Annotated in this window: 13 protein-coding genes; all 13 read left to right on the top strand. The window is 35.8% G+C overall.

The genetic code is table 11. The features are described from left to right. The first annotated feature begins 111 nt into the window (after positions 1–111). The 13 genes from BLR17_RS02205 to BLR17_RS02145 all read left to right on the top strand — a co-directional run bounded on the left by BLR17_RS02205 (position 112) and on the right by BLR17_RS02145 (position 26,423). On the top strand, positions 112–2,445 hold the full coding sequence (locus BLR17_RS02205) for a DUF5703 domain-containing protein (RefSeq protein ID WP_245683106.1): 2,334 nt from the start codon (positions 112–114) through the stop codon (positions 2,443–2,445). 5 nt (positions 2,446–2,450) lie between these two features. Then, the gene (locus BLR17_RS02200; RefSeq protein ID WP_066328172.1) at positions 2,451–4,919 is read left to right on the top strand and encodes a pectate lyase family protein; all 2,469 of its coding nucleotides are present in this window, start codon (positions 2,451–2,453) and stop codon (positions 4,917–4,919) included. 143 nt (positions 4,920–5,062) lie between these two features. Continuing rightward, on the top strand, positions 5,063–7,081 hold the full coding sequence (locus BLR17_RS02195; protein WP_066328173.1) for an aceric acid hydrolase: 2,019 nt from the start codon (positions 5,063–5,065) through the stop codon (positions 7,079–7,081). Positions 7,082–7,450: 369 nt separating this feature from the next. Then, positions 7,451–10,783, top strand: a complete 3,333-nt coding sequence (locus BLR17_RS02190) for a SusC/RagA family TonB-linked outer membrane protein (RefSeq protein WP_066328174.1) — start codon at positions 7,451–7,453, stop codon at positions 10,781–10,783. A gap of 19 nt (positions 10,784–10,802) precedes the next feature. Further along, positions 10,803–12,815 (top strand): RagB/SusD family nutrient uptake outer membrane protein, encoded by a 2,013-nt coding sequence (locus BLR17_RS02185; RefSeq protein WP_083189436.1) that lies wholly within the window; start codon positions 10,803–10,805, stop codon positions 12,813–12,815. A 123-nt stretch (positions 12,816–12,938) separates the two neighbouring features. Beyond that, the gene (locus BLR17_RS02180) at positions 12,939–14,660 is read left to right on the top strand and encodes a polysaccharide lyase (protein WP_066328179.1); all 1,722 of its coding nucleotides are present in this window, start codon (positions 12,939–12,941) and stop codon (positions 14,658–14,660) included. A 93-nt stretch (positions 14,661–14,753) separates the two neighbouring features. Then, positions 14,754–15,422, top strand: coding sequence for a DUF3826 domain-containing protein (locus BLR17_RS02175; RefSeq protein ID WP_245683105.1), 669 nt, complete (start codon positions 14,754–14,756; stop codon positions 15,420–15,422). A 33-nt stretch (positions 15,423–15,455) separates the two neighbouring features. Beyond that, the gene (locus BLR17_RS02170) at positions 15,456–17,141 is read left to right on the top strand and encodes a thrombospondin type 3 repeat-containing protein (RefSeq protein ID WP_066328181.1); all 1,686 of its coding nucleotides are present in this window, start codon (positions 15,456–15,458) and stop codon (positions 17,139–17,141) included. A 225-nt stretch (positions 17,142–17,366) separates the two neighbouring features. Beyond that, on the top strand, positions 17,367–20,471 hold the full coding sequence (locus BLR17_RS02165) for a DUF6298 domain-containing protein (RefSeq protein WP_066328182.1): 3,105 nt from the start codon (positions 17,367–17,369) through the stop codon (positions 20,469–20,471). A gap of 1 nt (position 20,472) precedes the next feature. Next, on the top strand, positions 20,473–21,879 hold the full coding sequence (locus tag BLR17_RS02160; protein WP_066328183.1) for a glycoside hydrolase family 140 protein: 1,407 nt from the start codon (positions 20,473–20,475) through the stop codon (positions 21,877–21,879). A gap of 120 nt (positions 21,880–21,999) precedes the next feature. Then, positions 22,000–23,580, top strand: a complete 1,581-nt coding sequence (locus BLR17_RS02155; protein WP_066328184.1) for a glycoside hydrolase family 28 protein — start codon at positions 22,000–22,002, stop codon at positions 23,578–23,580. Between the two features lie 60 nt (positions 23,581–23,640). Continuing rightward, positions 23,641–24,558, top strand: a complete 918-nt coding sequence (locus BLR17_RS02150; RefSeq protein WP_066328185.1) for a glycoside hydrolase family 43 protein — start codon at positions 23,641–23,643, stop codon at positions 24,556–24,558. Further along, positions 24,558–26,423, top strand: a complete 1,866-nt coding sequence (locus BLR17_RS02145) for an exo-alpha-sialidase (RefSeq protein WP_066328186.1) — start codon at positions 24,558–24,560, stop codon at positions 26,421–26,423. The genes BLR17_RS02150 and BLR17_RS02145 overlap by 1 nt, the downstream gene beginning before the upstream one ends. The last annotated feature ends 22 nt before the right edge of the window (positions 26,424–26,445 follow it).

Below are 26,445 nucleotides of genomic sequence, written 5' to 3'. Positions count from 1 at the left end.
AAATATAGACAATTTTGTCATTCCGACGAAGGAGGAATCTCAGCAAAGTGAGTAACTAACGAAGATTCCTCCTTCGTCGGAATGACAAACAGGACTTAAAAAATGTCAAGTTTGAAAAATTTAATTTCCATATTTCTACTATTTTTAACGTTTTGTGTCAAAGCGCAAATTGCTACGCTTGAAAATTACAATCAGGTTTGGAATACACAAAGCCAGAATTCCTCAGAATCCATGCCGTTGGGTGGGGGTGATATTGGTGCGAATGTATGGGTAGAAAAAGGCGATTTGTATTTTTATTTTTCCCGTAGCGGAACTTTTGACGAACACAATACTTTATTGAAATTAGGACGGGTGAAAGTGAGTTTGAGTCCTAATCCTTTTAAGGATAATGAGGGTTTTAAACAGGAATTGTTGTTGAAAGATGGTTGTATTAGTATTTCGCAAAACGGAACTACAGTAAAATTGTGGGTGGACGTTTTCAATCCGGTAATTCATGTTGATTTAGAGAGCAAGACGCCTTTGAAAATGACGGCTGCTTATGAGAGTTGGCGTTACAAAAACCGTGATTCTAAAGGCAAAGCCAATAATGCCAATTCTTATAAATGGGCCCCTCAGGGTGATATTATCACTTATAAAGATTCTATTGCTTTTGAAGGTAACGGTCTGAAATTTTATCACAGAAACAGAGAATATACTGTTTTTGATGTGGCTGTAAAGCAACAAAAAATGGAGTCGGTAAAAGACCAAATGATGAATCCGCTGGCGAATCTTACTTTTGGAGGATTCATAACCGGAAGTAATTTGAAAGCCGATGGAACTTATAACGGAATTTATCAGGATACGGATTTCAAAGCTTACCGACTTTCGAGTGTGAAAGCTGCAAAGAAACATCAGTTTCAAATACAGTTGTATACCAATCAATCGGTGGATGCGACTTTGTGGAATAAAGAACTGAAAAATCAGATTTCAAGCTATAAAAAGATTAAAAATAATAAGGCTGAAGAAAAAACTATTAGTTGGTGGCATGATTTTTGGAAACGAAGTTTTGTTTTTACTGAAAATGAGAAAACAAAAAAGGATTCCGTTTATCAAATCGGTCAAAATTACCAGTTGTTTCGCTATATGTTGGGTTGTAATGCCTATGGAAAATACCCAACCAAATTCAATGGTGGATTATTTACTGTAGATCCGGTTTATACTAATAAGGATTTGAATTTTACTCCTGATTTCAGGAATTGGGGTGGAGGAACAATGACGGCGCAAAATCAGCGATTGGTTTATGCTCCAATGCTTAAAAGTGGTGATTTTGATATGATGAAATCGCAATTGGATTATTATTTGAGTTTGCAAAAAAATGCCGAATTACGTTCTCAGGTATATTGGAAACATGGTGGAGCGGCTTTTACCGAGCAATTAGAAAATTTTGCTTTGCCAAATCCTGCTGAATACGAATGGAAACGTCCGGCAGATTATGATGCAGGAATGGAATACAATGCCTGGCTTGAATATGAATGGGATACAGTTTTTGAGTTTTGCCAGATGATGATTCAGCAAAAAGAATATGCAAATGAAGATATTCGAAAATACAATCCGTTTATCATTAGTTGTCTTCGTTTTTTTGATGAGCATTATCAGTATTTAGCGAAACAACGTGGTCGAAAAGCTTTGGATGGTGAAGGGAAATTGGTTTTGTATCCTGGTTCAGGAGCTGAGACTTATAAAATGGCGTATAATTCGAATAGTACAATTTCGGCTTTAAAAGTTATTACTGAGAAGTTATTGCAGTTTTCTGAAAAAGAATTGTCCAAAGAAGATTTGGAGTATTTGAAAGCTTTTCAAACGCGAATTCCGCCGTTGAATTTCAGAGAATTTGGAGGAAATAAAACATTGGCTCCGGCCAAAAGCTGGGAAAGAATCAATAATTCTGAAGTGCCACAATTGTATTCAGTATTTCCCTGGGGAATATACGGTCTTGGAAAAGCAGATTTTAAAACCGCTTTGAATACCTGGAAATATGATACGGATGCATTGAAATTCAGAAGTCATGTAGGCTGGAAACAGGATAATATTTTTGCAGCGAGATTGGGATTAACCGAAGAAGCGGCGAAATACAATTTGTTAAAAATGGCAAATTCAGACCGACGTTTCCCTGCTTTTTGGGGACCGGGTTATGACTGGGTTCCTGATCACAACTGGGGAGGTTCAGGGATGATAGGAATGCAGGAAATGCTGTTGCAAACCAACGGGGATAAAATTTATATTTTTCCGGCCTGGCCAGCAACTTGGGATGTACACTTTAAGTTGCATGCACCAAAAAATACTACTGTTGAAGTGAAAATGGAAAAAGGGAAAGTAACTTTTCTGAACGTTTTTCCAAAAGAGAGAGAAAAGGATATTGTAAATCTGTTAGGAACTACTCTTACAGAAAAAGAAAATTTAAAATAAAAATTATGAATTTAGTTAAGCAGCTTGCTTTTTGTGCAGGAACAATGATAACGTTTACATCGATTTTGAGTGCGCAAAATCAGAATGTAAATTCGGCTACAAAATCATTAAAAGTCGATTTTGACTTAGCATCACGCAGGACTTTAGAAGTAAATGATCCTAATTATATTTCCTGGCCTATAAGCGAAGGAACGCATTTTGAGAAAACTTTTGGCGATATAAAAGTGGCGGTAAACGGGGCGATTAATTCGAGTTGGTACAAAACAGGAATGCAGGCGCCATTTTATGCTCGTTTAACAAGTGATGGTATAGTTGCTGATAAAAATCTTGAAATGATTATTAGCGGATTGTCAAAAGGACAACACAGTTTGTTGGCTTTTAGCAATACTTTTGATAGTCCTGAATTGGCTAATTATGCTCCTGTTAAAGTGTATGTAAATGGTGTGCTTTCACAAACAATTCAGCCAACGAACAGAGTGACTTCAAGCATTCAGGCGGCTACTGCTTATGTTAATTTTACTGCCGAAGCAGGAAAAGACGTAGTTGTCCGATTTGAAGCAGATACAAAAGCAGATGGGAAAATTCAAAAAGTAGTAATTAATGGTTTCGAATTGGATTTGCCAAACTTAAAAAAGCAAGCCAATACGCCAAGTCCGGCTAATAATGACCAACACGTAATTTTAGATAATAATTTCAAATTAACATGGAATTCGCCTGAAGGAGCTGTTTCTCGTGATTTTTATTTTGGAGAAAATGAACAAAAAGTTGCTGAAGCCAATCATAATTCACCGGAATTTAAAGGCAATTTAACAAAGAAAGAAGCTACAGTTGATAACGCGTCTTTAAATAATTTGAAAACCTATTACTGGAGAGTGGATGAAATTGATGGATCGAAAGAAGTGACAAAAGGAAAAGTATGGTTTTTTAAACCGGCACAAATTGCTTTCCCGGGTGCTGAAGGTTATGGACGTTTTGCCATTGGAGGAAGAGGCGGAAAAGTAATCGCAGTAACTAATTTGAATGATAGCGGACCGGGAAGTTTGCGTGATGCTGTAGAGCAGGAAGTAGGACCAAAAACTATCGTTTTTAATGTTTCAGGGAATATCCAATTAAAATCTCGTTTGGTTGTTAGTCAACCATTTGTGACTATTGCAGGGCAAACAGCTCCGGGAGAAGGAATCACAATTACAAGAGCGCCTATTGGTTTGACCGGAAATGATGGAGTTATCCGATTTTTGAAAGTTCGCATCGGTGGCGGAACTACTTACGATGGAATGGGTTTAACAGGTGCCAATAACAGTATTATAGACCATTGTTCTATCAGCTGGACTATTGATGAATCTTTTAGTTCAAGAGGAGCGCATAATATTAGTTTACAACGAACTTTAATTTCTGAAGCTTTAAATGTAGCAGGACATGATAAATATCCGGCTGGGAAAATGCATGGATTTGCTGCTACTATTGGAGGTGATGTAGGTAGCTTTCACCATAATTTATTAGCTCACAATCAAGGAAGAAATTGGAGTATTGGTGGTGGATTAAATGGTGATGGTTATTATGGTGGAAAAATAGATATTAGAAACAATGTGGTTTATAATTGGGGTGGACGAGCTACAGATGGTGGTGCTAATGAAGTAAATTTTGTGGGCAATTATTACAAACCGGGTGCTTCAACTAAAATATTTGTAGCCTTAAATGCCCAAATTGAGGGTGTTGGAAAAGGAAAACAACAATATTATTTTGATGGTAATGTAATGCCAGGTTATTTTGATCTTAAAAATCAGGAAAAAGGAAGAAAGTTTACAGTGTCTAATAACGCAATAGTTGATTATGATGTGTTTTTGCCAAAACCATTTTTTGAATCACATGTAAATACGCAATCGGCTGTGGCGGCTTATAAAAATGTATTGTCAGATGTAGGAGCTACACAACCATTTTTTGATAAACATGATAATCGAATTATTGATGAAACGTTGAAAGGCACTTATACTTATAAAGGAAGTAAAAGCGGTTTAGGAGGGATGATTGATAATGAAGCCGATCTGGGAGGTTGGCCAGTTTTTCCTTCAGAAAGCCGTCCTGCCGACTGGGACACCGATCAGGACGGATTGCCAAATTGGTGGGAAGAATCAAAAGGATTAAATCCAAATTCTGCTCAGGGAGATTTCGCTGATGCAAATGCAGGAACCGGAAATGGTTACACCCAATTAGAGGATTATTTGAATTGGATGGCGCAACCACACTATTTTGTTAAAGCAGGTGAAAAATTGACTTTCTCTGTTGCGGATTATTTCAAAGGATATGAGAAAAAACCAGCGTATTCATTTTCAGAAGCAAACAATGGAAAAGCAGTTTTAAAAGGAAAAGAATTGGAGTTTACAGCAAGTCAAAAAGGATTTGCTTCATTGGTAATTTCAGTTAAAGATGCTGATGGAGATACAATGAGCAGAATTATCAATGTATTTGTAAAATAAAAATAGTAGCAGTTTTTGCTACTGATAATATAATTTTAACCGCAAAGGACACAGAGTTTTTCGCAAAGCTTTGTGTTCTTTGCGTTCTCTTTGAGAGCTTTGTGGTTAAATTTTATAACTTTTGAATTAAATAAATTATAAAAATGAAAAAGAACATCATTCTATTGTCAGCCGTGCTTTTTTCGGCTGTTATTGCTGCCCAAAACAAAGGTTTGGTAGATAATTCAGCGAGTCCTTATTCTAAATTGCGAAGTGTAGGTTTGCAGGATGTAAACTGGACTAACGGATTTTGGAAAGAACAATTGAATGTCGAGAACAAGGAAACCTTGCCTTTTATGTGGGACTTGTATCATAATGATGAAGTTTCGCATGCTTATGCCAACTTTGAAATTGCAGCCGGAGATAGAAAAGGAACTTTCAAAGGCCCTTCTTTTCACGATGGAGATTTTTATAAGATTTTTGAAGGCTTGGCGGCTACTTATGCAGTTACCAAAGATAAAAAATTGGATAAGCAAATGGACGAAGCTATAGCAATGTTTGCAAAAGTGCAACGCAAAGATGGTTATTTACATACTCCGGTTTTAATTGATGAGCGTTGGGGAACATTAGGTCCTGAAGAAGTAAAAAAACAATTGGGCTTCGAAAAGTATAATATGGGACATTTAATGACTGCTGCCTGTGTACATTACCGTGCTACCGGGAAAACTAATTTTTTGAATATCGCTAAAGGTGTAGCTGATTATTTGTATGATTTTTACAAAAAAGCCTCGCCTGAGTTAGCCCGAAATGCTATTTGTCCTTCGCATTATATGGGAATTGTCGAAATGTATCGTACCACTAAAAACCCAAAATACCTGGAATTGGCTAAAAATTTAATTGATATAAAAGGAACTACGGCGGATGGAACAGATGATAATCAGGATCGAATTCCGTTTAGACAACAAACTACTGCTATGGGTCATGCGGTGAGAGCCAATTACTTATACGCTGGTGTTGCCGATTTGTATGCCGAAACGGGTGAGAAAAAATTATTGGATAATTTAGAGTCTATTTGGGATGATGTAGCTTACCGCAAAATGTATATCACGGGTGCTTGCGGTGCTTTGTATGATGGCGTTTCTCCTGACGGAACTTCTTATGATCCAAGCGTAGTTCAAAAAATCCACCAGGCTTATGGTCGTCCGTACCAATTGCCTAATGCTACAGCGCATACGGAAACCTGTGCCAATATTGGTAATGTTTTGTGGAATTGGAGAATGTTTCAAATAACAGCTGATGCAAAATATACTGATGTATTAGAATTAGCACTATATAATAGTGTGTTGTCCGGAATGAATTTAGATGGAAATAAATTTTGCTATAACAATCCTTTGAATGTTTCTGCCGATTTACCTTTTGAACAAAGATGGAGTAATACACGTGAAGGATATATTGCTTTGTCTAATTGTTGTGCTCCTAATGTAACCAGAACCGTAGCTGAAGTGGCCAATTATGCTTACAGTCTTACTAACAAAGGATTGTATGTTAATTTATACGGAAGTAACAATTTAAATACAACAACAGAAGAAGGAGCTGCTATTCAGTTGCACCAACAAACGAATTATCCTTGGGATGGAGCAATTACAATTACAATTGATAAAGCACCAAAAGGGAATTATGCCTTGTTTTTAAGAATTCCGGGGTGGAGTAATGGAGCTACTATAAAAGTAAATGGTGAGGAAATAGGTGCGAATGCAGCTTCCGGTTCTTATGTAACTGTTGAGCGTCAATGGAAAAAAGGTGATGTTGTGAGTTTAAATATTCCTATGCCAGTGCAGTTAATGGAAGCCAATCCTTTAGTGGAAGAAACTAAAAATCAGGTGGCTGTTAAAAGAGGACCTATAGTTTATTGTTTGGAATCAGATGGGATTTCTAAGCCGGGTTCTGTAAATGAAGTTATTTTGGATACGAATTCTGATTTTAAGACCGAAACAATACAATTAAATAACAGAAATTTAATTTCAATTACCGCAAAAGCTTCTTTTGATGCCAATTCCTGGGATAGTAAAAAGCTATATCAGCCTTTAAAACAAACTAAAGAACAGCTTTCATTAAGATTAGTACCCTACTTTTCATGGGGAAATGGCAACAGTAAAGAGATGACAGTTTGGTTTTCGCACTAATAAACTTGTTAAAATTCATGTAATATTTCGATAATGAAAAATTAACATAAAAAAAAGAAGCAAAAGCTAAAAAAAACATAAAAAAAAATCCATAAAAAGCATTGTAGTAATAAAATTTTATTACTTTTGACAGATGTAAACGTTTACATTTCTTTTAGTTACTATTAACTAAATAGTAAAATACTAAAAATAGTACAAAATGTAAACGTTTACATTTTGTTAAGATGTAAGAATGATGTGGATATAATGATAGATAAAAGACAATAAATAATTAAGATTCAAAATTTTACTTGCGATTTCTCACTTTTAAACAGAAATAAATAAACCAAACTAAACAATTAATTTTTTTTAACCAAAAGAAACACACTTATGAAACAAACATTTAAAATGGTATTTAGTGTATTACTGTTCAGTATTATGAGCTGGACTGGTTATGCTCAAAATGCAACTGTCACAGGAAAAGTGGTGGACAAAGATGGGCTGGGAGTTATAGGTCTTAACGTTATCCAAAAAGGAACTAAAAATGGTGTCCTAACTGATATTGACGGAGGCTATAAAATTCAGGTTCCTAAAGGAGCAGTGCTTCAGTTTTCCTATGTAGGTATGAAAACGCAAGAGAGGGCAGTAGGAACATCAACAACTATTAATGTAACCATGCAAGAAGATGCTTCTACTTTGAATGAAGTAGTGGTTGTAGGTTATGGTACTCAGAAAAAATCACATTTGACAGGTGCTGTTGCTACTTTGGATGCTGAAAGTGTGAAAGATTTGCCAGTGTCAAATTTATCTGAAGCTTTGAGAGGTTTAGTGCCTGGATTATCTGTTAATAATGCGAATGGATCTAGTCGTCCAGGAGGAACTGCAAATATTACTATACGTCAAAATGTTTCATTTTCTACTTTAGGTGTATCATCAGACTCTCCTTTAATTGTTATTGATGATATGGTTCAAGTGGATCCTGTAAATGGTGGTCCTTCACAAGAGGCTTTTAATAGATTGGATCCTTCTGATATTGAAAGTATTACGGTTTTAAAAGATGGTTCGGCAGCTATTTATGGAGCTAGAGCGTCGCAAGGAGCTATTGTTGTAAAAACAAAGAGAGGAAAAGTAGGGAAAACAAAGTTTTCTTACTATTCCCAATTTGCGGTTAATGATGCGATAAGTCATATTAAAACTATGAATGCTTATGAACATGGTGTTTGGAAAAATAGATTTTTAAATTCAACATCAGATTCAAACACAGCTCATTATTTTTCGGCTAATGAGTTGGAAGCTATGAAAGATTTGGATTATGATTGGTTGAAAAAAGCCTGGAAAGCAGCTACGCAACAAAGACATGTGTTAAATATGAGTGGAGGTACGGAAAAAGCTACTTATTATGCAGGTATAAATTATTATACACAAGGGGCTAATCTTGGGAAACAAGATTATAATAGATGGAATTTTAGAACTGGGGTTAATGTTAAAATGAGTGAAAATTTAGATTTTTCAGGAACACTTTCTGCAAGTACTTTTGATCTTGAAAAGTCATTTACTAAAGCTGCTTCAACTATTAGTGATGGTAGTTTTGGGTCGATTGCTGATTCAGAACAAGCGGATTATGCACTTTTATTGCATATGCCAAAATACGTGCCTTGGCAAGCTGATTACAATGGTAAGACTTATTGGACATCTCCATTTAATCGTTCAGACAGAAATATGGGATCTGCTAATTCTAGAAATGTGGCAGGGTGGAATTATTTTGCGGCTTTGGATGCGGGTAAACAAACTGAAAATCAGTTTTCTTACACCATGAATATGTCTTTGAATTATAAAGTACCATTTATTAAAGGAATGAGTATTAAAGGTAGCTATGCCAGAACTGAATCTAACAGTGCTGTAGAGCAGATGCAATTACCTTATGATTTACTTCAAATTGGTAATTACGAAACTGCTGGAAATCACTTGCTGAATGCCGGATCTACTTATAGTGTAGTTAAAAATACACAATCTTCTAGAGTGTATTATAATACAGATACTAATAAAATGACTCAGGCTAACCTTTTTGCATCTTATGCTAGGACTTTTGGGGATCATGCTGTTGATGCAATGGCTGGGATAGAGCGTTCGGAGTCGTTATGGTTTAGTAATCGAATGGCTTATGAAGGAACTGATATAGACTATATTGGAACATCTGAAACTGCTGGTACGATGAATACAGGTAATTCTTATGCTCATAGAGGAGAAGGAGGAACGCTTTCCTATTTAGGTCGTTTAAATTATAGTTATAAAGACAAATATTTGGCGCAATTTATTTTCCGTTCAGACGCTTCTACTAAATTTGCTCCTGAAAATTATTGGGGCTTTTTCCCGGGTGCACAATTTGGATGGGTAATTTCCAAAGAAAAATGGTTTAGCGATAATGTATCATGGGTAGATAATTTAAAATTACGTTATTCCATTGCTAAGACTGGAAAAGATAATATTTCAGCATGGCGTTGGTCGACATTATATGATATTATTACAGATAAAGGATATCAGTTTGGTACTTCGGGCGGGACGTTAAGTAATGGTATATCTCCAAGGGCTACGGCAAACCCTGATGTTAAATGGGATACAACAATTAAAAATAATTACGGTATTGATTTAGCTGTTTTCAATAACAGATTACAAATTAGTGCAGATTATTATTTTGACAAAACAACAGATGCCTTGGTTTCTCTTGCAGGACAAGCAGGAGTTCCTATTTCGGTAGGAGGGGCTTTTGCAGAGCAAAATTATGCTGCTGTTAATACTTGGGGTTCTGAATTTAGTCTTAACTGGCATGATAAAATCAAAGGTGATTTTAGTTATAATGTTGGTGTCAACTTTGGTTTTTCTAACAATGAAATTAAACAATATCCAGAAGCAGCTGATAGAGATCCATCATTTAATGATAGAAGAGTAGGGAATTCATTGTATACACCTGTTTGGGGATTCAAAGTTTGGAAGGGGACTTCAACAGGAGATGGTATTTTACGTACAGATGAAGATATCACCAACTATTGGAATTATTTAACTGAGCATGCTACTGCTTTTGGAGGTACTCCAAGTTATTTTGGGGGTAATATGTCTACTATATTCAAAGGAATGCTTGCTTATCAGGATGTAGCAAGTACTTATAATACTGCAACAGGTCAAAGAGGTGCGGCTGATGGTAAAATTGTAGCAAATGAAGATTACCAAAAATTACTAAATCAAAATAGGACTTATGGTTTTACCACAAATTTAGGATTCAAATATTCTAATTTGACTTTTAAAACCCAAATAGCCACTTCTTGGGGAGGGTTTAATACCATTGATAAAATTAAACAAGGAACTAGTAGTACACATGGTGATTGGGCACATGAGATTTTTTGGACTGATATGTATGATGCAACTGATAATCCTAATGGTAAATACCCAAATATGGGGCAACAGGGTAATCATATTTTTGACCCCTCAGATTTCTGGCAGGTTAGTAATTTCAGATGTGTAGTTAGAAATTTAACAGTTGGTTATGATATTCCAAAAGAGGTTCTTAAAACCATAAAACTTGACGGATTGAGCTTCGGAATTTCGGGTCAAAATCTTTGGGATTTATATAATCCTTATCCAAAAAAATATCGAAATATGTATGATGATTCTACTACTAAGTACCCTACACTTAGAACATGGTCGTTTAATCTGAATGTTTCATTCTAATATAAATACTTACGAAATTATGAAAACAAAAATGTATAAATATTTAATGTTGTCACTTCTACTAGGTCTAGTAGCTTCTTGTAGTGATGATTTTTTACAGGAAAAGAAACAGTATCAGTTTGTTGACGATCACTTTTATGAAAGTGAAAAATATATGACTTGGTATGTAAATAACTTGTATTATGATTATTTTAATGCATATGTAGATCCTAGATCTTCGGTAGTTGGGTTATATACTACTGCTCAAACGGGTGATACTGAAGAAGTTGGTGGTACAATTTCAAATTGGATTAATCCAAATATGACATTAACAAATGCAACTGATGCTAATGGTTATTATGGAGCAGCCTTGTCTACTTCAATTCCTGTTTCACCTTATAACAGAATTAGAGATTGTAATGAAGTAATACAGAATATAGATGCAAAATCGGCTAATTTATCTGAGACTTTTCGCAATGGTGTAAAAGGGCAGATGTATTATTTACGTGCACTTCAATATTATGATTTAATGCGTACTTATGGTGGTGTTCCTATAGTGACAACAGTTCAAAACGCAACTAACGATGATCCAACTATTCAAGTACCTAGGTCTCCTGTAGCAGATGTGGTAGCATTGATAGTGGCAGATTTGGATAAGGCTGCGGCTTTATTACCTTCAAACTGGGATACGGCTAATTATGGTCGTTTTACAAAAGGTGCTGCAATGGCTCAAAAGTCAAGAGTATTGTTAACTTATGCCAGTCCTTTATTTAATAAAAACTGGGATACTGATAATACAAGATGGCAAGCAGCTTTGGATGCCGGATTGGCTGCTGAAACACAGTTAACCACTGATGGATATGGTTTGTATGGAACAACTGCAAAACAATGGTCTGAGATGTTTTACATTAACGATAATAAAAAGATTAATGAAGCAATTACTGTTCGATTATTAGGTACTGGAACAACATCTCTTGATAGAAATAATTCTTGGGAAAAGGCTATGAGACTAAAGAGTCAGGGTGGAAGTGGTAAAGTTCTAGCTCCTAAAGAAATGATTGACTTGTTTCCAATGAATGATGGTTCTCGTCCGACAAATGCGAGCGGAACGGCAATAAATGGTTATAATCCCTTTATCTTCTTTAAGAATCGTGATCCACGTTTTTATAGAACATTTGCTTTTTCCGGAAGTTATTGGCCATACACAAATACAGTGACAAGCCAAGTTGTTGAGGCTACAGTTTGGGCATATAGATATAACAAGACAGCAACAACTTATGGTTATGCTAAGGCAAATAATCAAGAAAATGATGTAGCCAGTCCTGCATTTATACGTAAAATGTCAAATCCGACTGCGAGTAATACGTCAAATTTTCAATATTCTGGTACGGATATTATAGAATACCGTTATGCGGAGTTATTGCTAAATATTGCTGAATGTTATGCTGCTAAAGGAGATATAGCAAATACTTTAGTGTATTTAGGTAAAATTAGAAATCGTGTAGGTATTCCTTCTGCAAATAACTACGGAATAGGAACATTGGCAGATAAATACAAAGCTATTGAGGCAGTTTTATATGAAAGAAGAGTAGAGCTAGCCTACGAAGGAAAACGTTTTTGGGATATCCAGCGTTGGATGTTGTATAATGATGATGCTACTGCGAATAACACAACATGTGCTAAATTAGGTTTAGCTCCTATTAATGGAACTAAACGTACAGGTAATTATTTGAATTATAAGGTAGGTAATGTATCAGCTGATCCACTAGTAACGCAACGTGCTGCTATTTCTGTTGATCCAGATGCAGCTACGGCTACTTTTAATGCTCAAATTACAGCTTTAGAGACTTTTTATAATACATATTTTGTGCTTGTTGCTCCTTCTACTCCGATGGATGCGGTAAACAATGTTGGAGTAACTATTGATTGGAAACAAAACTATTATATCAGTGGAATTTCTAATACTGTCTTAAGTCTTAATCCATGGTTGCAACAAACAATTGGATGGAAAGATGCTAATGGTTCTGATGGAACTTTCAACTATCAAAATTAAAATAATAAAACTAAGAAATGCCTGAAATTATTCAGGCATTTCTACTTTTACAACTACAAAATTTTAATTTAATAAATAGCAATTCTAACCAAATGTTTTTTATTAATTAAGAATAATTTTAAAATGAAAAAATTAAATTTTTTATTGGCTTTTTTGGTTTTGGGAAGCAGTGTAAATTGTTTTGCACAATATCCTAAAATTTCACCTGAAGTTCAGGCGAAAGAAAATGCGATTAAGGCAGAAGCTGAGAAGCTTTCAAATGAAGCTTGGGAAAAAGCTAAAGTTATTGTTGAACAGGAAGCAAGACAGGGAAAACCTTTTGTTCCTTGGGCATCCAGACCTACTGATTTGCCACAGGCTTCCATTCCTGCTTTTCCAGGTGCTGAAGGAGGAGGAATGTACAGCTTTGGTGGTCACGGAGGTAAAGTTTATGTAGTTACAAGCTTGGAGGACAGAGGGCCAGGTACTTTGCGTGAAGCTTTGGAACAAGGTGGAGCCAGAATTATTGTCTTTAATGTTTCTGGAATTATTAAATTAAAAAGTCCGTTGATTGTTCGTGCTCCTTATGTAACTATTGCAGGGCAAACTGCTCCTGGTGATGGTATTTGTGTAGCGGGTGAAACAATCTGGATTAATACACATGATGTGGTAATCCGTCACATGCGTTTCCGCAGAGGGGAAACTTTCGTAGGTCGTCGTGATGATGCTATTGGAGGAAATCCTGTTGGTAACGTAATTATTGATCACGTTTCGGCTACTTGGGGATTAGACGAGAATATGTCTTTCTACCGTCATATGTATGACGATGAAACAGGTGGACCTGAAAAGAAAATGGGTATTGTAAATGTAACTATTCAAAACAGTTTGTTTGCAGAAGGACTGGATACTTACAATCACGCTTTTGGTAGTACTTTAGGTGGAGAAAATTGTTCTTTTATTAAAAATTTATGGTCTTCTAATACCGGTAGAAATCCATCAATCGGTTGGAACGGAATTTTCAATTTTGCCAATAACGTAATCTTTAACTGGGTAAACCGTTCTATTGACGGTGGAGATTATACGGCTCAATACAATATCATCAATAATTATTTTAAACCAGGACCTGCTACCGATTTGAATGATCCTGTAAGTTACAGAATTTTGAAACCAGAATCAGGAAGAAGTAAATTGCCTTACATGGTTTTTGGTAGAGCTTATGTAAACGGAAATGTAGTGGAAGGAAACGAAAAAGTTTCTAAAGACAACTGGAACGGTGGTGTGCAAATGGAAAACAAAAAAGGAGAACATATGTCTTTTGAAGAAGCTTCTACTTATTTTCCTAAAATGCGTTTTGACAAACCATTCCCAATGCCTTGGTTGAAAAAGTTTATGACTGCTAATGAAACTTACGATTATGTTCTTAAAAATGTAGGTGCTAAATTGCCAATAAGAGACGTTGTAGATACTCGTATTTTAAGAGTGGTGCAAACTGGAAAACCGGAATATGCTAAAGGTTTAGAAGGTAAAACTTTCTATCAGTTTGAGCACCGTCGTTTAGCGATGGATTCTTATAAGTTAGGAATTATTACTGATATTTCTCAAGTAGGTGGCTATCCGGAATACAAAGGAAAAGCCTATAAAGATTCTGATAAAGATGGAATGCCAGACGCATGGGAGAAAAAATACGGTTTGAATCCAAATGATGCTTCTGATGCAAATGGTGATTTAAATGGTGATGGATATTCTAACATCGAAAAGTATATTAATGGTATAGATCCTACCAAAAAAGTAGATTGGAAAAACTTGGATAATAATGAAGATACTTTGGCTAAAAATGAACAAGGATTAGCTGAATATAAGAAATAATTTAATTGTAAATGGCACACTTCTTGCTTCGTCTGTAAATGATGAAGCAAGAATTTTGTTTTATAATACTAAAGTTTTAAAAAAAGATAAAAGATGAAAATGTATAAAAAATTAGCTGTGGGGGCTTTATTCCTTTTTTTAGGTTCAAGTGCAGTTTTGGCACAATCAGGAGCGGATGCTGAATATGTGAAAGTGACCAATGAAAGAGCGCAAAAAATTGTTGATGATTTGAAATTAAATTCAAAAGAAGATCAATTAGCAGTTAGAGATATTATTGCTGAGCAATACCGTTCTTTGAATAAAATTCATGAAACCCGTGATGCGAAGATCGCTGAAATTAAAAAGACTGTTACTGATAAGGAGAAGCAACAAAAAGAAGTTGATGGCTTAAAAAATGATGCTGATAAAAAAATCTTATCGCTTCATAAATCGTATTTGAAAAAACTAAGTAAAAAGTTAAATAACAGTCAAATAGTTCAGGTGAAAGACGGAATGACTTATGGTGTTTTGCCAATCACAGTTTTAGGTTACAACGATATGTTGCCTAACTTAACGAATGAGCAAAAAAAATACATCTATGACGCACTTGTTGAAGCAAGAGAACATGCTATGGATGGAGGTTCTTCTAAGGAAAAACATGGCTGGTTTGGAAAATACAAAGGAAGAATCAATAACTATCTTTCTAAGCAAGGTTATGATTTGAACAAAGAAAGTGCTGATTGGCATAAAAGATTGGAAGAAAGAGAAAAAAATAAAAAATAGATTTTAATTAATATATTCTTAAACCCTCAAAAAATGAAAAATTCATTAAAAACCCTGTTCAGCTTAAGTTTAGTCTTATTTAGCTGTTCAGTTATGCATGCGCAGTATCCTGATATTCCAAAAGAGATTCAGGATAAAACTGATGCAGTTTTAGCACAAGAAGAAGTTAGATTAGCAAAAATTTGGGCAGATAACAAACAAGTTCTTGAAAAGGAGGCTCTGCAAGGTCGTCCTTATTTACCTTGGGCATCTTATCCAAAAGATTTTGTTCCTGCAGCAATTCCTGCTTTTCCCGGAGCCGAAGGTGGTGGTGCTTATACTCAGGGTGGTAGAGGCGGAAAAATTTTCGTTGTAAACAGTTTAGAAGATAGCGGTCCGGGAACTTTTAGAGAAGCCTGTGAAGCTGTTGGAGCCAGAATTATTGTTTTTAATGTTTCAGGAATCATTAAGTTGAAAAACCGCATCAGTATGCGTGCACCTTATGTTACTATTGCTGGACAAACAGCTCCTGGTGATGGTATTTGTATTGCTGGTGAAACCTTAGAAATCGATACGCATGACGTAATTATCAGACATATGCGTTTTAGAAGAGGGGCAACTGAAGTAAGCCGAAGAGACGATGCCTTAGGAGGAAATGTAATAGGAAATGTTATTATTGACCACTGTTCGACAAGTTGGGGATTAGACGAAAATATTTCATTATATCGTCATCAATTCCAAGCGAATCCAAAAGCGAAATTAGAAAAATTACCTGCTTGTAATATTACCATTCAAAACACAATTTCGGCAGAAGGATTAGATACTTATAACCATGCTTTTGGAAGTACAATAGGTGGTTTAAACAGTACTTTTATGCGTAACCTTTGGGCAGATAATATTTCAAGAAACTGTTCCATCGGTATGTATGGCGATTTTAATTTTGTGAATAATGTGGTTTTCAACTGGTGGAACCGTTCACTTGATGGAGGGGATTACCGTTCGATGTTTAATATCATTAATAATTATTTTAAACCAGGGCCTATCACTCCAAAAGGTGAACCAATTAGTTACCGAATCTTAAAGCCAGAATCAGGATATATAGAACCTAAAGCTTTTGGTAGAGCTTATGTAAATGGAAATTATATAGATGGAGTTCCTGAAGTTACTAAAGACAACTGGAATGGTGGAGTTCAATTAGAAAATCTTAACTTCGAGCAGGCTAAGGATAAATTGGCTTTCATTAAGCAAAATAAGGCTTTCCCAATGCCAAAAATTACTATGATGAGTGCTCAGGAGGCTTATGAATTTGTTTTAAACAATGTTGGAGCTACTTTGCCTAAAAGAGATGCAGTTGATGAGCGTGTTATCAAACAAGTTCGCACCGGAAAAATTGAAGTTAAAGACGGTTTAGAAAATACTATTGGAAAAGAATTTATCAAAAGAAGATTGCCTGCTGATTCCTATAAAAAAGGAATTATTACTCATCCTGATCAGGTAGGAGGTTATCCTGAATACAAAGGAAAAGCTTATAAAGATTCAGATAATGACGGAATTCCTGATGCCTGGGAGAAGAAATACGGTTTAAATCCTAAAGATGCTTCAGATGCTAATGGTGATTTAAATGGAGATGGTTATAGCAATATCGAAAAATACTTTAACGGAATTGATCCAACAAAAAAAGTAGATTGGACAAATGCTGATAATAATAGAGATACGCTTTCGGCTAGTTTACTGCAATAGTTTTTTAACTGTTTAAACCAATTATGAGTGTAGATTGGTCATTTAAAATAAAAAATAAACCATTAAGAAATGAAGATAGATTAAGCCTAAATTCTCTTAATGCCTTAATGGTTTAAAACAGTGATGCTGTTTTATAGTTATAAATGGTATTGTATGAAAAATAAATTTCAATATTCAAATAAAATAAATAGTTGTTTTAGCAAAATAATCAACAAGTGTCTTCGTATGGAGACACTTTTGTTGTTGTTTTTAGTAACTGCTTTAAATGCTCAAAATAATTTTCCAACAATCACTAAGGATAAGGCTGGAAAATTAATTAGGACTAAAGATAATTCAGGAAATGAAATCCCTGATTTCTCCTTTGCAGGTTATCGCGCTGCACAATATGCAATTCCTACAATTACGGTTAAGGCATTTGTACCTGCAATTTCTGGTGATGCTACATCAACGATTCAGGCTGCTGTAGATTATGTGGCTTCGCTTAAGGCGGATGCCAACGGTTTTAGAGGAGCTGTTCTTTTAGACAAAGGAATTTTTAAGGTTTCGGGAGTTATCAATATTAAAGCAAACGGAATTGTTTTAAGAGGAAGTGGAGCCGGAAATAATGGAACAGTTATTTTGGGAACAGGAACGAATAGAGAAGCAATTGTTAACATTTCAGGAATAAACAATCGTGTCCTAAAAGATAAATTTCAATTAGCCGAAGAATTTACAGCTTTAGGTGCGACTACATTAGCTTTAAAAAATACTCCGAATATTAAAAAAGGCGATCGTATTTTAGTGAATACTCCTATCAACCAACAATGGATTGATAAACTAGGCATGGTTGATTTTGGAGCAGAAACAGGATGGGTAGGCTGGAAAAAAGATGATTTTGTAATTCGTGCCGATAGGGAAGTGACTCAGGTACAGGCTAACAAAATCACCATCGATGCTCCATTGACTAATGCTTTGAACGAAAAATTAGCTCCATCAGAAGTTGTAATTTATAATTGGGCTGGTCGAATCAATAATATTGGAGTTGAAAATTTGACTTTAAAATCAGATTTTGATACTACCAATCCAAAAGACGAGCAACACCGTTGGCATGGTATTTCGATTCAGAATACAGAAGATGCCTGGGTAAGACAAGTTAATTTTGAACAATTTGCAGGAGGTGCAGTTTCGATATTAAAATCAGCAAAAAGAATCACCGTTGAAGATTGTATTTCTTTGAATCCAATCTCAGAAATTGCTGCTTTTAGAAGAAATACTTTTTATACCGAAGGGCAACAAACCTTGTTCCAACGTTGTTATTCGGAATATGGTTATAATGATTTTGCTGTTGGCGGTTATGCCACGGCTGGACCAAATGTTTTTTTACAATGCCAATCGTATTTGCCTTATAGCTTCAGTGGTTCAATAGGAAGCTGGGCTACAGGAATACTTTTTGACGTGGTATTAATTGATGGGAATGCCATTAGTTTTAAAAACAAAGAACAGGATGCTCGCGGACTGGGATGGAATGCGGCTAATAGTGTAATCTGGGAATCATCGGCTTCTAAAATTGAAAATTACAGTCCGCCTACGGCTGACAACTGGGCTTTTGGAGTTTGGGCACAATGGGCCGGAAACGGACATTGGGCTGATGTAAACAATCATATTTCGCCTAGAAGTTTGTATTATGCCTTATTGGAACAACGTTTGGGTAAATTACCAATGCAGGCTCAAATTTTAGATTTAGGTACTGAACCTTCTTCAAGCCCAACGATTGAACAGGCCAGAATTCTTACTGCTGAATCGTATAAAAAACAAACTACTTTAAAAGAATGGATTAGTCAGGCAGCAACCAGAAATCCAATTGCTGTGAATTCCTCAAAAGCGAAAGTTTTTGATGAAGTTAAGGCAGAAATTAAATCAACTGAAGTGGCTTCAAAAATCACCATCAAAAATGGTCTTTTAATTTCTGATAAAGGCTTGCTTGCCGGTGAAACTATTGATATTCCATGGTGGAGAGGAAGTTTGCGTGATTCGGATGTTTCAAAAGGAAGACCTCATGTTACGCGTTTTGTACCCGGACATTACGGATTGGGTTATACCGATAATCTATCTGAAACAGTTCAGTTTTTAGTTGATAATAACAAAGTGGCTTTGGATCATAATTATGGTTTGTGGTACGAACAACGTATGGCCGATCACGAGCGCATTCGCAGATTAGACGCCGATGTTTGGGCGCCTTTTTACGAGCAGCCTTTTGACAGAACTGGTCAGGGTACCGCCTGGGATCATTTGAGTAAATACGATTTAACCAGATTCAATACCTGGTATTGGGATCGTTTGAAAACTTTTGCCGATTTAGCTGCTCAACAAAATAAAATATTGATGAATGAGCAGTATTTCCAGCATAATATTTTAGAAGCAGGAGCGCACTGGGCAAGTTCCCCTTGGCGACCAGCTAATAATATAAATAATACAGGACTTCCTGAACCACCTCCTTACATGGGTGATAAGAGAATCTTTATTGCCGAACAATTTTATGATGTTAAAAACGAAAATATCAAAAAATTACATCAGGGATTTATTGAAAAAAGTTTAGAGAACTTTAAAGACAATGCCAATGTATTGCAGTTTACCAGTGCCGAATATACAGGGCCTTTGTCGTTTATGCAATTTTGGATAGATGTTGTGGCGAATTATAAAAAAACACATCAAAACGAATCTAAAATAGCTTTAAGTGCAACTAAAGATGTACAGGATGCTATTTTGAATGATGCTGCCAGAGCGGCTACAGTTGATGTAATCGATATTAGATACTGGTATTATAAAGATGACGGAAGTTTATATGCACCTCAGGGAGGCGTGAATTTAGCGCCAAGACAACATGCCCGTCAAATGAAAGTGGGTAAGGAAACGGATGAACAAACTTATAGAGCGGTTCGTGAATACCGTGATAAATATGCTGATAAAGCCGTTATTTATAATACTCCGGGAGCTAATAGATTTGGTTGGTCAGTTTTAATGGCGGGTGGCTCTTTACCTGCGCTTCCTAAAATTAGTGTTGCAGGTTTTTATGAATCATTGGCAAACATGAAAACTGCTCAGGACGAAAATTACAATAGCGCTGTTTGGACTTTGAAAGACGATGGAAAAGCCTATCTTTTTTATCTGTCAAAAGCGAATAAAACGACTGTTGATTTATCAAAATATGCAGGTACTTATGAGGTGTTTTGGATTAATCCTGAAAATGGAAATGTTATTTCTAAAGAAACCATTCAGGGAAAAACCATTGTTACTTTAACAGCGCCGCAGGCAAAAGAAACTAAAATTGTAGCTTACTTAAAAAAGAAATAAAATGATAATATCGAAAACTATTGGCAGAATAATTACACTTGTAGGATTGAGCTTTGTGACTGTTTCCGTTCAGGGGCAGAACACAGCGAAGCCTTTGCAAAAACTTCAGGTTTCCTCTAACAAACACTATTTTCAAACTCAGGATGGAAAACCGTTTTTCTGGTTGGGAGATACAGGTTGGTTAACTTTTGGGAAATTGAGTCGTGAGGAAATCAATAAATATTTTCAGGACAGAAAAGCAAAAGGTTACAATGTTATTCAGGTGATGGTGTTGCATAATATAACAGCAAAGAATGTTTATGGCGATGCTGCCCTAGTTGATGCTGATGTTTCTAAACCATTGACAACTCCTGGAAGTAATTTTAAAAATCCTGCTGAATATGATTTTTGGGATCACGTAGATTATGCGTTGGATGTTGCTCAAAAAAACGGATTGTATTTAGCAATGGTACCGGTTTGGGGAACTAATATCAGTGCTAAAGACAGTAAAGTAACATTAGCTCAGGTTGAAAAATATGCGAAGTTCTTAGCCGATAGATTTAAAAACCGTACTAATGTTATCTGGATGAACGGAGGAGATACTTATGGCGATAAATTCACAGATATTTGGAATGCTATTGGAAGTACTTTAAAAAAGAATAATCCAAATCAGTTAGTGACTTTCCATCCATTTGGTCGTACCGATTCTTCTGAAAATTATCACAATGCAAGCTGGTTGGATTTTAATATGTTCCAATCAGGTCACAGAAGATACGATCAGGATACTTTACCAGGTTCTTTTAAAGAAGATAATTACAAATTTGTCCTGAGAGATTTTGCTCTAAAACCTACTAAGCCAACATTAGACGGAGAACCATCTTACGAAGGAATTCCTCATGGTTTACACGATACTTTACAGCCTAAATGGAAAGATCAGGATTTGAGAAGATATGCTTACTGGTCAGTTTTTGCAGGAGGTGCCGGTTTTACTTATGGAAATAATGCTGTAATGCAAATGTATCATAAGGGAGAAAAGAAAGGCGCTTATGGAAACAAAGCCATTTGGAGTGATGAGTTGAATGCTCCCGGAGCAGCTCAAATGCAATTTGTAAAGAAATTAATCTTGAAACGCAATTATTTTAGTCGTGTTCCGGATGAATCGATTGTTGCTAATCAAGGTGTAAAATACGATTATCTGGCAGCAACCAGAGGAACAGATTATATTTTGGTTTATACCTATAACGGAAAAACGATGTCGTTAAATATGGGTAAAATCAAAGGAGCAAAAGTAAATGCGGCTTGGTTTAATCCTCGAAATGGTGTAGAAAAAGCAATAGGCGAATTTAAAAATTCAGGTGTTTTAAAATTTGATCCTCCTGGGGAAAAAGTAGATGGTAATGATTGGGTTTTAGTTTTAACATCAAAATAAATAAATCTGTAAAAATCTGCCTAATCTGCGTGCCAAATTTTTCATGCAGATTTTGCAGATTCAGCAGATAAAAAAATCCGTATTAGTCTGTGAAATCTGTGGTCTAATAAATATAATACTATGAAAATTAAAAATATAATACTGGTACTTTGTTTTCTTATCGGATTCAATGTTGCCAATGCTAAAAATGAAGGTTGGATAAACATTCTAAATGTAGGTGGAAACAATAAAGGAATTTTGTGTACCAAAGCGATTCAGGCTGCTATTGATAAAGCTTCCGCTAATGATGGAGGAGGAACGGTTTATTTTCCTGCCGGAAATTATTTAACAGGTGCTTTAAAATTAAAAAGTAATATCTGTATTTATGTAGATGCAGGTGCAGTTTTGAAATTTTCTGAGAATTTCGATGATTATTTGCCTTATGTAGAAATGCGTTACGAGGGAATAATGATGAAAACTTTTTCACCATTATTCTATGCTAAAGATGCAGAAAACATCAGTATCAAAGGAAGAGGAGTTATCGACGGACAAGGAAAAGCCTGGTGGAATGAAGTGTACCGAATTGAAACTGCTAAAGGTCCTATTCCGCCAACTAAATACCAAACCATGTGGGTGGAACAAAACCCGGGAATTAAGTATGAAGCTTATTATAAAAGAACAATTGATAAGCATTTTTTCAGACCTTCTTTCTTTCAGGTACTTAACTGTAAGAATATTTTAATCGAAGGAGTTACTTTTCAAAATTCTCCTTTTTGGACTATAAACCCTGAGTTTTGTGAGAATGTAACCGTTACAGGAATTACGATTAATAATCCGTATTCGCCTAATACTGACGGAATCAATCCTTCTTCCTGCAAAAACGTACATATTTCTAATTGCCATATCAGCGTGGGCGATGATTGTATTACCATCAAATCAGGAAGAGACGAAGACGGACGTAAATATGGCGTAGCTACCGAGAATGTTACGATTACCAATTGTACGATGTTAAGCGGTCACGGTGGAGTGGTTATTGGTAGCGAAATGTCGGGAGGAATCAAAAAAGTTACGATTTCAAATTGTGTTTTTGACGGAACTGACAGAGGAATCCGTTTGAAATCGGCTCGTGGTCGTGGTGGAGTTGTTGAAGATATCCGTGTAGACAATATCGTGATGAAAGACATCAAAGGAGAAGCTATTGTAATGGACCTGTTTTATGATAAGTCAAGCAAAGAAGAGCCTGTTTCTGAACGTACTCCAATTTTCAGAAACATTCATATCAGTAATTTAACGGGAACTAATGTTAAAAATGCGGGTATTATTTATGGAATTTCTGAGATGCCGGTTCAAAACATTTCTTTTTCAAATATCAATATTCAGTCTGAAGAAGGTTTTTTATTGAACACAGCTGATAATGTAGAATTTCACGATGCAAAAATTACAACTAAGACGGGTGCTGCTTTCAAAATCGAAAATTCAAATAATTTGATTTTAGACAATGTGGCCACAATGAAACCAGTTGCCAATACACCATTAATTAAATTGACGGATGTTTCAAATATGATGATTAATAATAATTTTCCAATGTTTGCTACCGATGTTTTCTTAGAAGCTGATGGTGCTAAAACCAAAGGAATTTATTTGAAAAACAACGTTTTTAATAATGTGAAGAAAGTAGTCAACAAAGGAGCTTCATTAAACGCCGCAGCCGTTGTCGAATAAAAATTACTAATCCTGTAAGGTCTTTTTAAGTCTTGCAGGATTTGAATTAAAAATTAAAATATGAAAAGAATAATAATCATATTAATAGTTAGTTTTTCTGTTTTGAGTTGTTCCAATTCGAAACAAGCCTATTTGTTCACTTCTTTTAGAGAACCGGCAACAGCAGGTTTGTACCTTGCCTCCAGCGAAGACGGTTACCATTGGAAAGATTTGGGCGGGCCTTATTTAAAACCCGAAGCAGGAAAAAGCAAAATCATGCGTGATCCTTCCATCGTAAAAGGTAAAAATGATGTGTATCACATGGTTTGGACTACCGATTGGAAAGGCGGAGACGGTTTTGGTTATGCCAGTTCCAAGGATTTAATACACTGGTCAGAACAGCAGTATATTCACGTGATGAAAAACGAACCGGAAGTAGTGAATGTTTGGGCTCCTGAAATTTTTTATGATGACGAGGAGGATCAATATATCATCATTTGGGCTTCTACTATTCCGTTTCGATATGCAAAAGGACAGGAAGAAGAGAAAAACAATCATAGAATGTATTATGTAACGACTAAGGATTTCAAAACGTTTTCGGATACCAAATTATTTTTCGAACCCGGTTTCAGCGTAATTGATTGTGTGCTTTTAAAACGAGCCAAAAATGATTATGTTTTGGTTTTAAAAGACAATACACGACCAATGCGAAATATAAAAGTAGCCTTTGGAAAAACGCCATTAGGACCATTTGAAAATATCTCTGAGCCGTTTACAGACCATCTTTCAGAAGGACCTACGGTTTTGAAGAAAGATAATGACTGGTTGATTTATTATGATAATTATGGAGCCAAAAATTACCAGGCAATCCGAACTTCTGATTTTAAGAATTTTGAAAACGTAAGTTCAAAAATACAACTTCCGGAAGGACACAAGCACGGAACGATTACAACTATTTCAAAGAAAAAGTTGAAAGTTTTAATTGAAAATAAAAAATAATGAATACACTTCTAAATATAAAAGAAAGCATTTTAGCAGCAGCCATTACAATTGCAAGTTGTACAACTATTGTTGCGCAAAATGATACGGTAAAATATGTTGGAAAAACCCTTTCGAATATCGATTATCATCATGGGCAATTGAGTCCGGCAGTGGGGGTTCATGCTACGCAAATTATGCGTGCCAGCCGTGAGCATCCTGAAAAAGCGGATGGTTTTGGCTGGACTTACAATCACCAACCGATGATGGCTTATTGGAATAATACTTTTTATCTGCATTATCTGAGCGATCCATCAGGAGAACATATTCCGCCAAGTCAAACGCTGATTATGACTTCTAAAGATGGAAATACCTGGACAAAGCCTAAGGTAATTTTCCCTATTTACCACATTCCTGACGGTTGGAAAAAAGAAGGTGTGGAAGGTGTTGCTAAAAATCTGGATGCCATCATGCACCAGCGTATGGGATTTTATACTTCTTCGGATAAAAAATTGTATGCTTTAGGTTATTATGGCATTGCAATGGATGAAAAAGACGATCCGAATGACGGAAAAGGAATCGGTCGTGTAATTCGTGAGATCAAGAAAGACGGAAGTTTTGGTCCTATTTATTTCATTCGTTACAATAAAACATGGGATAAATCAAAGTCGGTATTTCCATTTTATACACAGTCAAAAGATAAATATTTGAAGAAAGCCTGTGCCGAAATTCTTTCGAAACCATTGGTAGTTCAGCAATGGGTGGAAGAGGCCGATCGCGATGACGAATTGATTCCGTTACAAAAACCGTATAAAGCCTTTAGTTATTATCATTTGCCAAACGGAAACGTAGTAGGTTTATGGAAACACGCTTTAACTTCGGTTAGTAAAGACGGTGGAAAAACCTGGGAATACATGCCATTAAGAGCACCGGGTTTTGTAAACAGTAATGCTAAAATTTGGGGACAAAAAACCTCTGATAGTCGTTATGCCACCTTGTATAATCCATCGGAATACCGTTGGCCATTGGCTATTTCAACTTCTGACGATGGTTTAAATTATAAAGATTTATTGTTGGTTCACGGCGAAATCAGCCCGATGCGTTACGGTGGAAACTATAAATCGGCAGGGCCGCAATATGTTCGCGGAATTACAGAAGATAATGGCACGCCGCCTGATGGAAAGATTTGGGTAGGTTATAGTGTGAACAAAGAAGATATTTGGGTGGCTTCAATTCCGGTTCCGGTGACTTCAGTTGTAAAAGAAAATGTAAACGACGTTTTCAATAATTTGCTTAATGGCGAAGAATTGAAGATGTGGAATACCTATGATCTTTCCTGGGCTTCCGCCAAAATAGAAAAGAAAGCCGACGGTGTAAAATGGCTTACTTTAAGAGACCACGACATGTTTGATTATTCCCGTGTAGAACGTGTGATTCCTTTTGCACAAAAAATGGAAGCTACGTTTACAGTAAAACCGGAACAAAATAATCATGGCGTATTACAAGTTGAATTTCAAAACCGTCAAGGACTTCCTGCGGTACGATTGGTATTTGATTCGAATGGAGAAATAACTGCAAAAAATGGTGCCCGCTCTGGTGGTGTTGCTAAATACGAAGCTGGAAAAGAATATACTGTTACGGTTAAGTTAGATGTAAAAACACGTTCTTATACGATAAAAGTAAATGATGGTAAAGAATCAACACGTATTTTTTATGCTCCAGTAGATGGTTTTGAGCGCATCATGTTCAGAACCGGGGAACAACGTTATACTCCAAATCCGGATACAGCACCTGATACAGAAGATTACGACGATTTAAAAAATACAGGTATGGAAATCCCGGAAGCAGTTTTTAATATTAAATCATTGGTTACAAAGAAATTGTAAGATTAAAAGATTGAAATATTTA

Origin of the sequence: Flavobacterium glycines (genome assembly GCF_900100165.1) — a bacterium.
Lineage (GTDB): Bacteria > Bacteroidota > Bacteroidia > Flavobacteriales > Flavobacteriaceae > Flavobacterium > Flavobacterium glycines.
The sequence above is the reverse complement of the archived record's forward strand: the minus strand, read 5'-3'. Positions and strand labels throughout refer to the sequence as shown.

What these genes read in the sequence shown, in the direction of transcription:
- BLR17_RS02155 (WP_066328184.1), top strand. Translation starts at nt 22,000, where the DNA reads ATGAAAATTAAAAATATAATACTGGTACTTTGTTTTCTTATCGGATTC.
- BLR17_RS02195 (WP_066328173.1), top strand. Translation starts at nt 5,063, where the DNA reads ATGAAAAAGAACATCATTCTATTGTCAGCCGTGCTTTTTTCGGCTGTT.
- BLR17_RS02185 (WP_083189436.1), top strand. Translation starts at nt 10,803, where the DNA reads ATGAAAACAAAAATGTATAAATATTTAATGTTGTCACTTCTACTAGGT.
- BLR17_RS02160 (WP_066328183.1), top strand. Translation starts at nt 20,473, where the DNA reads ATGATAATATCGAAAACTATTGGCAGAATAATTACACTTGTAGGATTG.
- BLR17_RS02150 (WP_066328185.1), top strand. Translation starts at nt 23,641, where the DNA reads ATGAAAAGAATAATAATCATATTAATAGTTAGTTTTTCTGTTTTGAGT.
- BLR17_RS02145 (WP_066328186.1), top strand. Translation starts at nt 24,558, where the DNA reads ATGAATACACTTCTAAATATAAAAGAAAGCATTTTAGCAGCAGCCATT.
- BLR17_RS02165 (WP_066328182.1), top strand. Translation starts at nt 17,367, where the DNA reads ATGGAGACACTTTTGTTGTTGTTTTTAGTAACTGCTTTAAATGCTCAA.
- BLR17_RS02190 (WP_066328174.1), top strand. Translation starts at nt 7,451, where the DNA reads ATGAAACAAACATTTAAAATGGTATTTAGTGTATTACTGTTCAGTATT.
- BLR17_RS02170 (WP_066328181.1), top strand. Translation starts at nt 15,456, where the DNA reads ATGAAAAATTCATTAAAAACCCTGTTCAGCTTAAGTTTAGTCTTATTT.
- BLR17_RS02200 (WP_066328172.1), top strand. Translation starts at nt 2,451, where the DNA reads ATGAATTTAGTTAAGCAGCTTGCTTTTTGTGCAGGAACAATGATAACG.
- BLR17_RS02180 (WP_066328179.1), top strand. Translation starts at nt 12,939, where the DNA reads ATGAAAAAATTAAATTTTTTATTGGCTTTTTTGGTTTTGGGAAGCAGT.
- BLR17_RS02175 (WP_245683105.1), top strand. Translation starts at nt 14,754, where the DNA reads ATGAAAATGTATAAAAAATTAGCTGTGGGGGCTTTATTCCTTTTTTTA.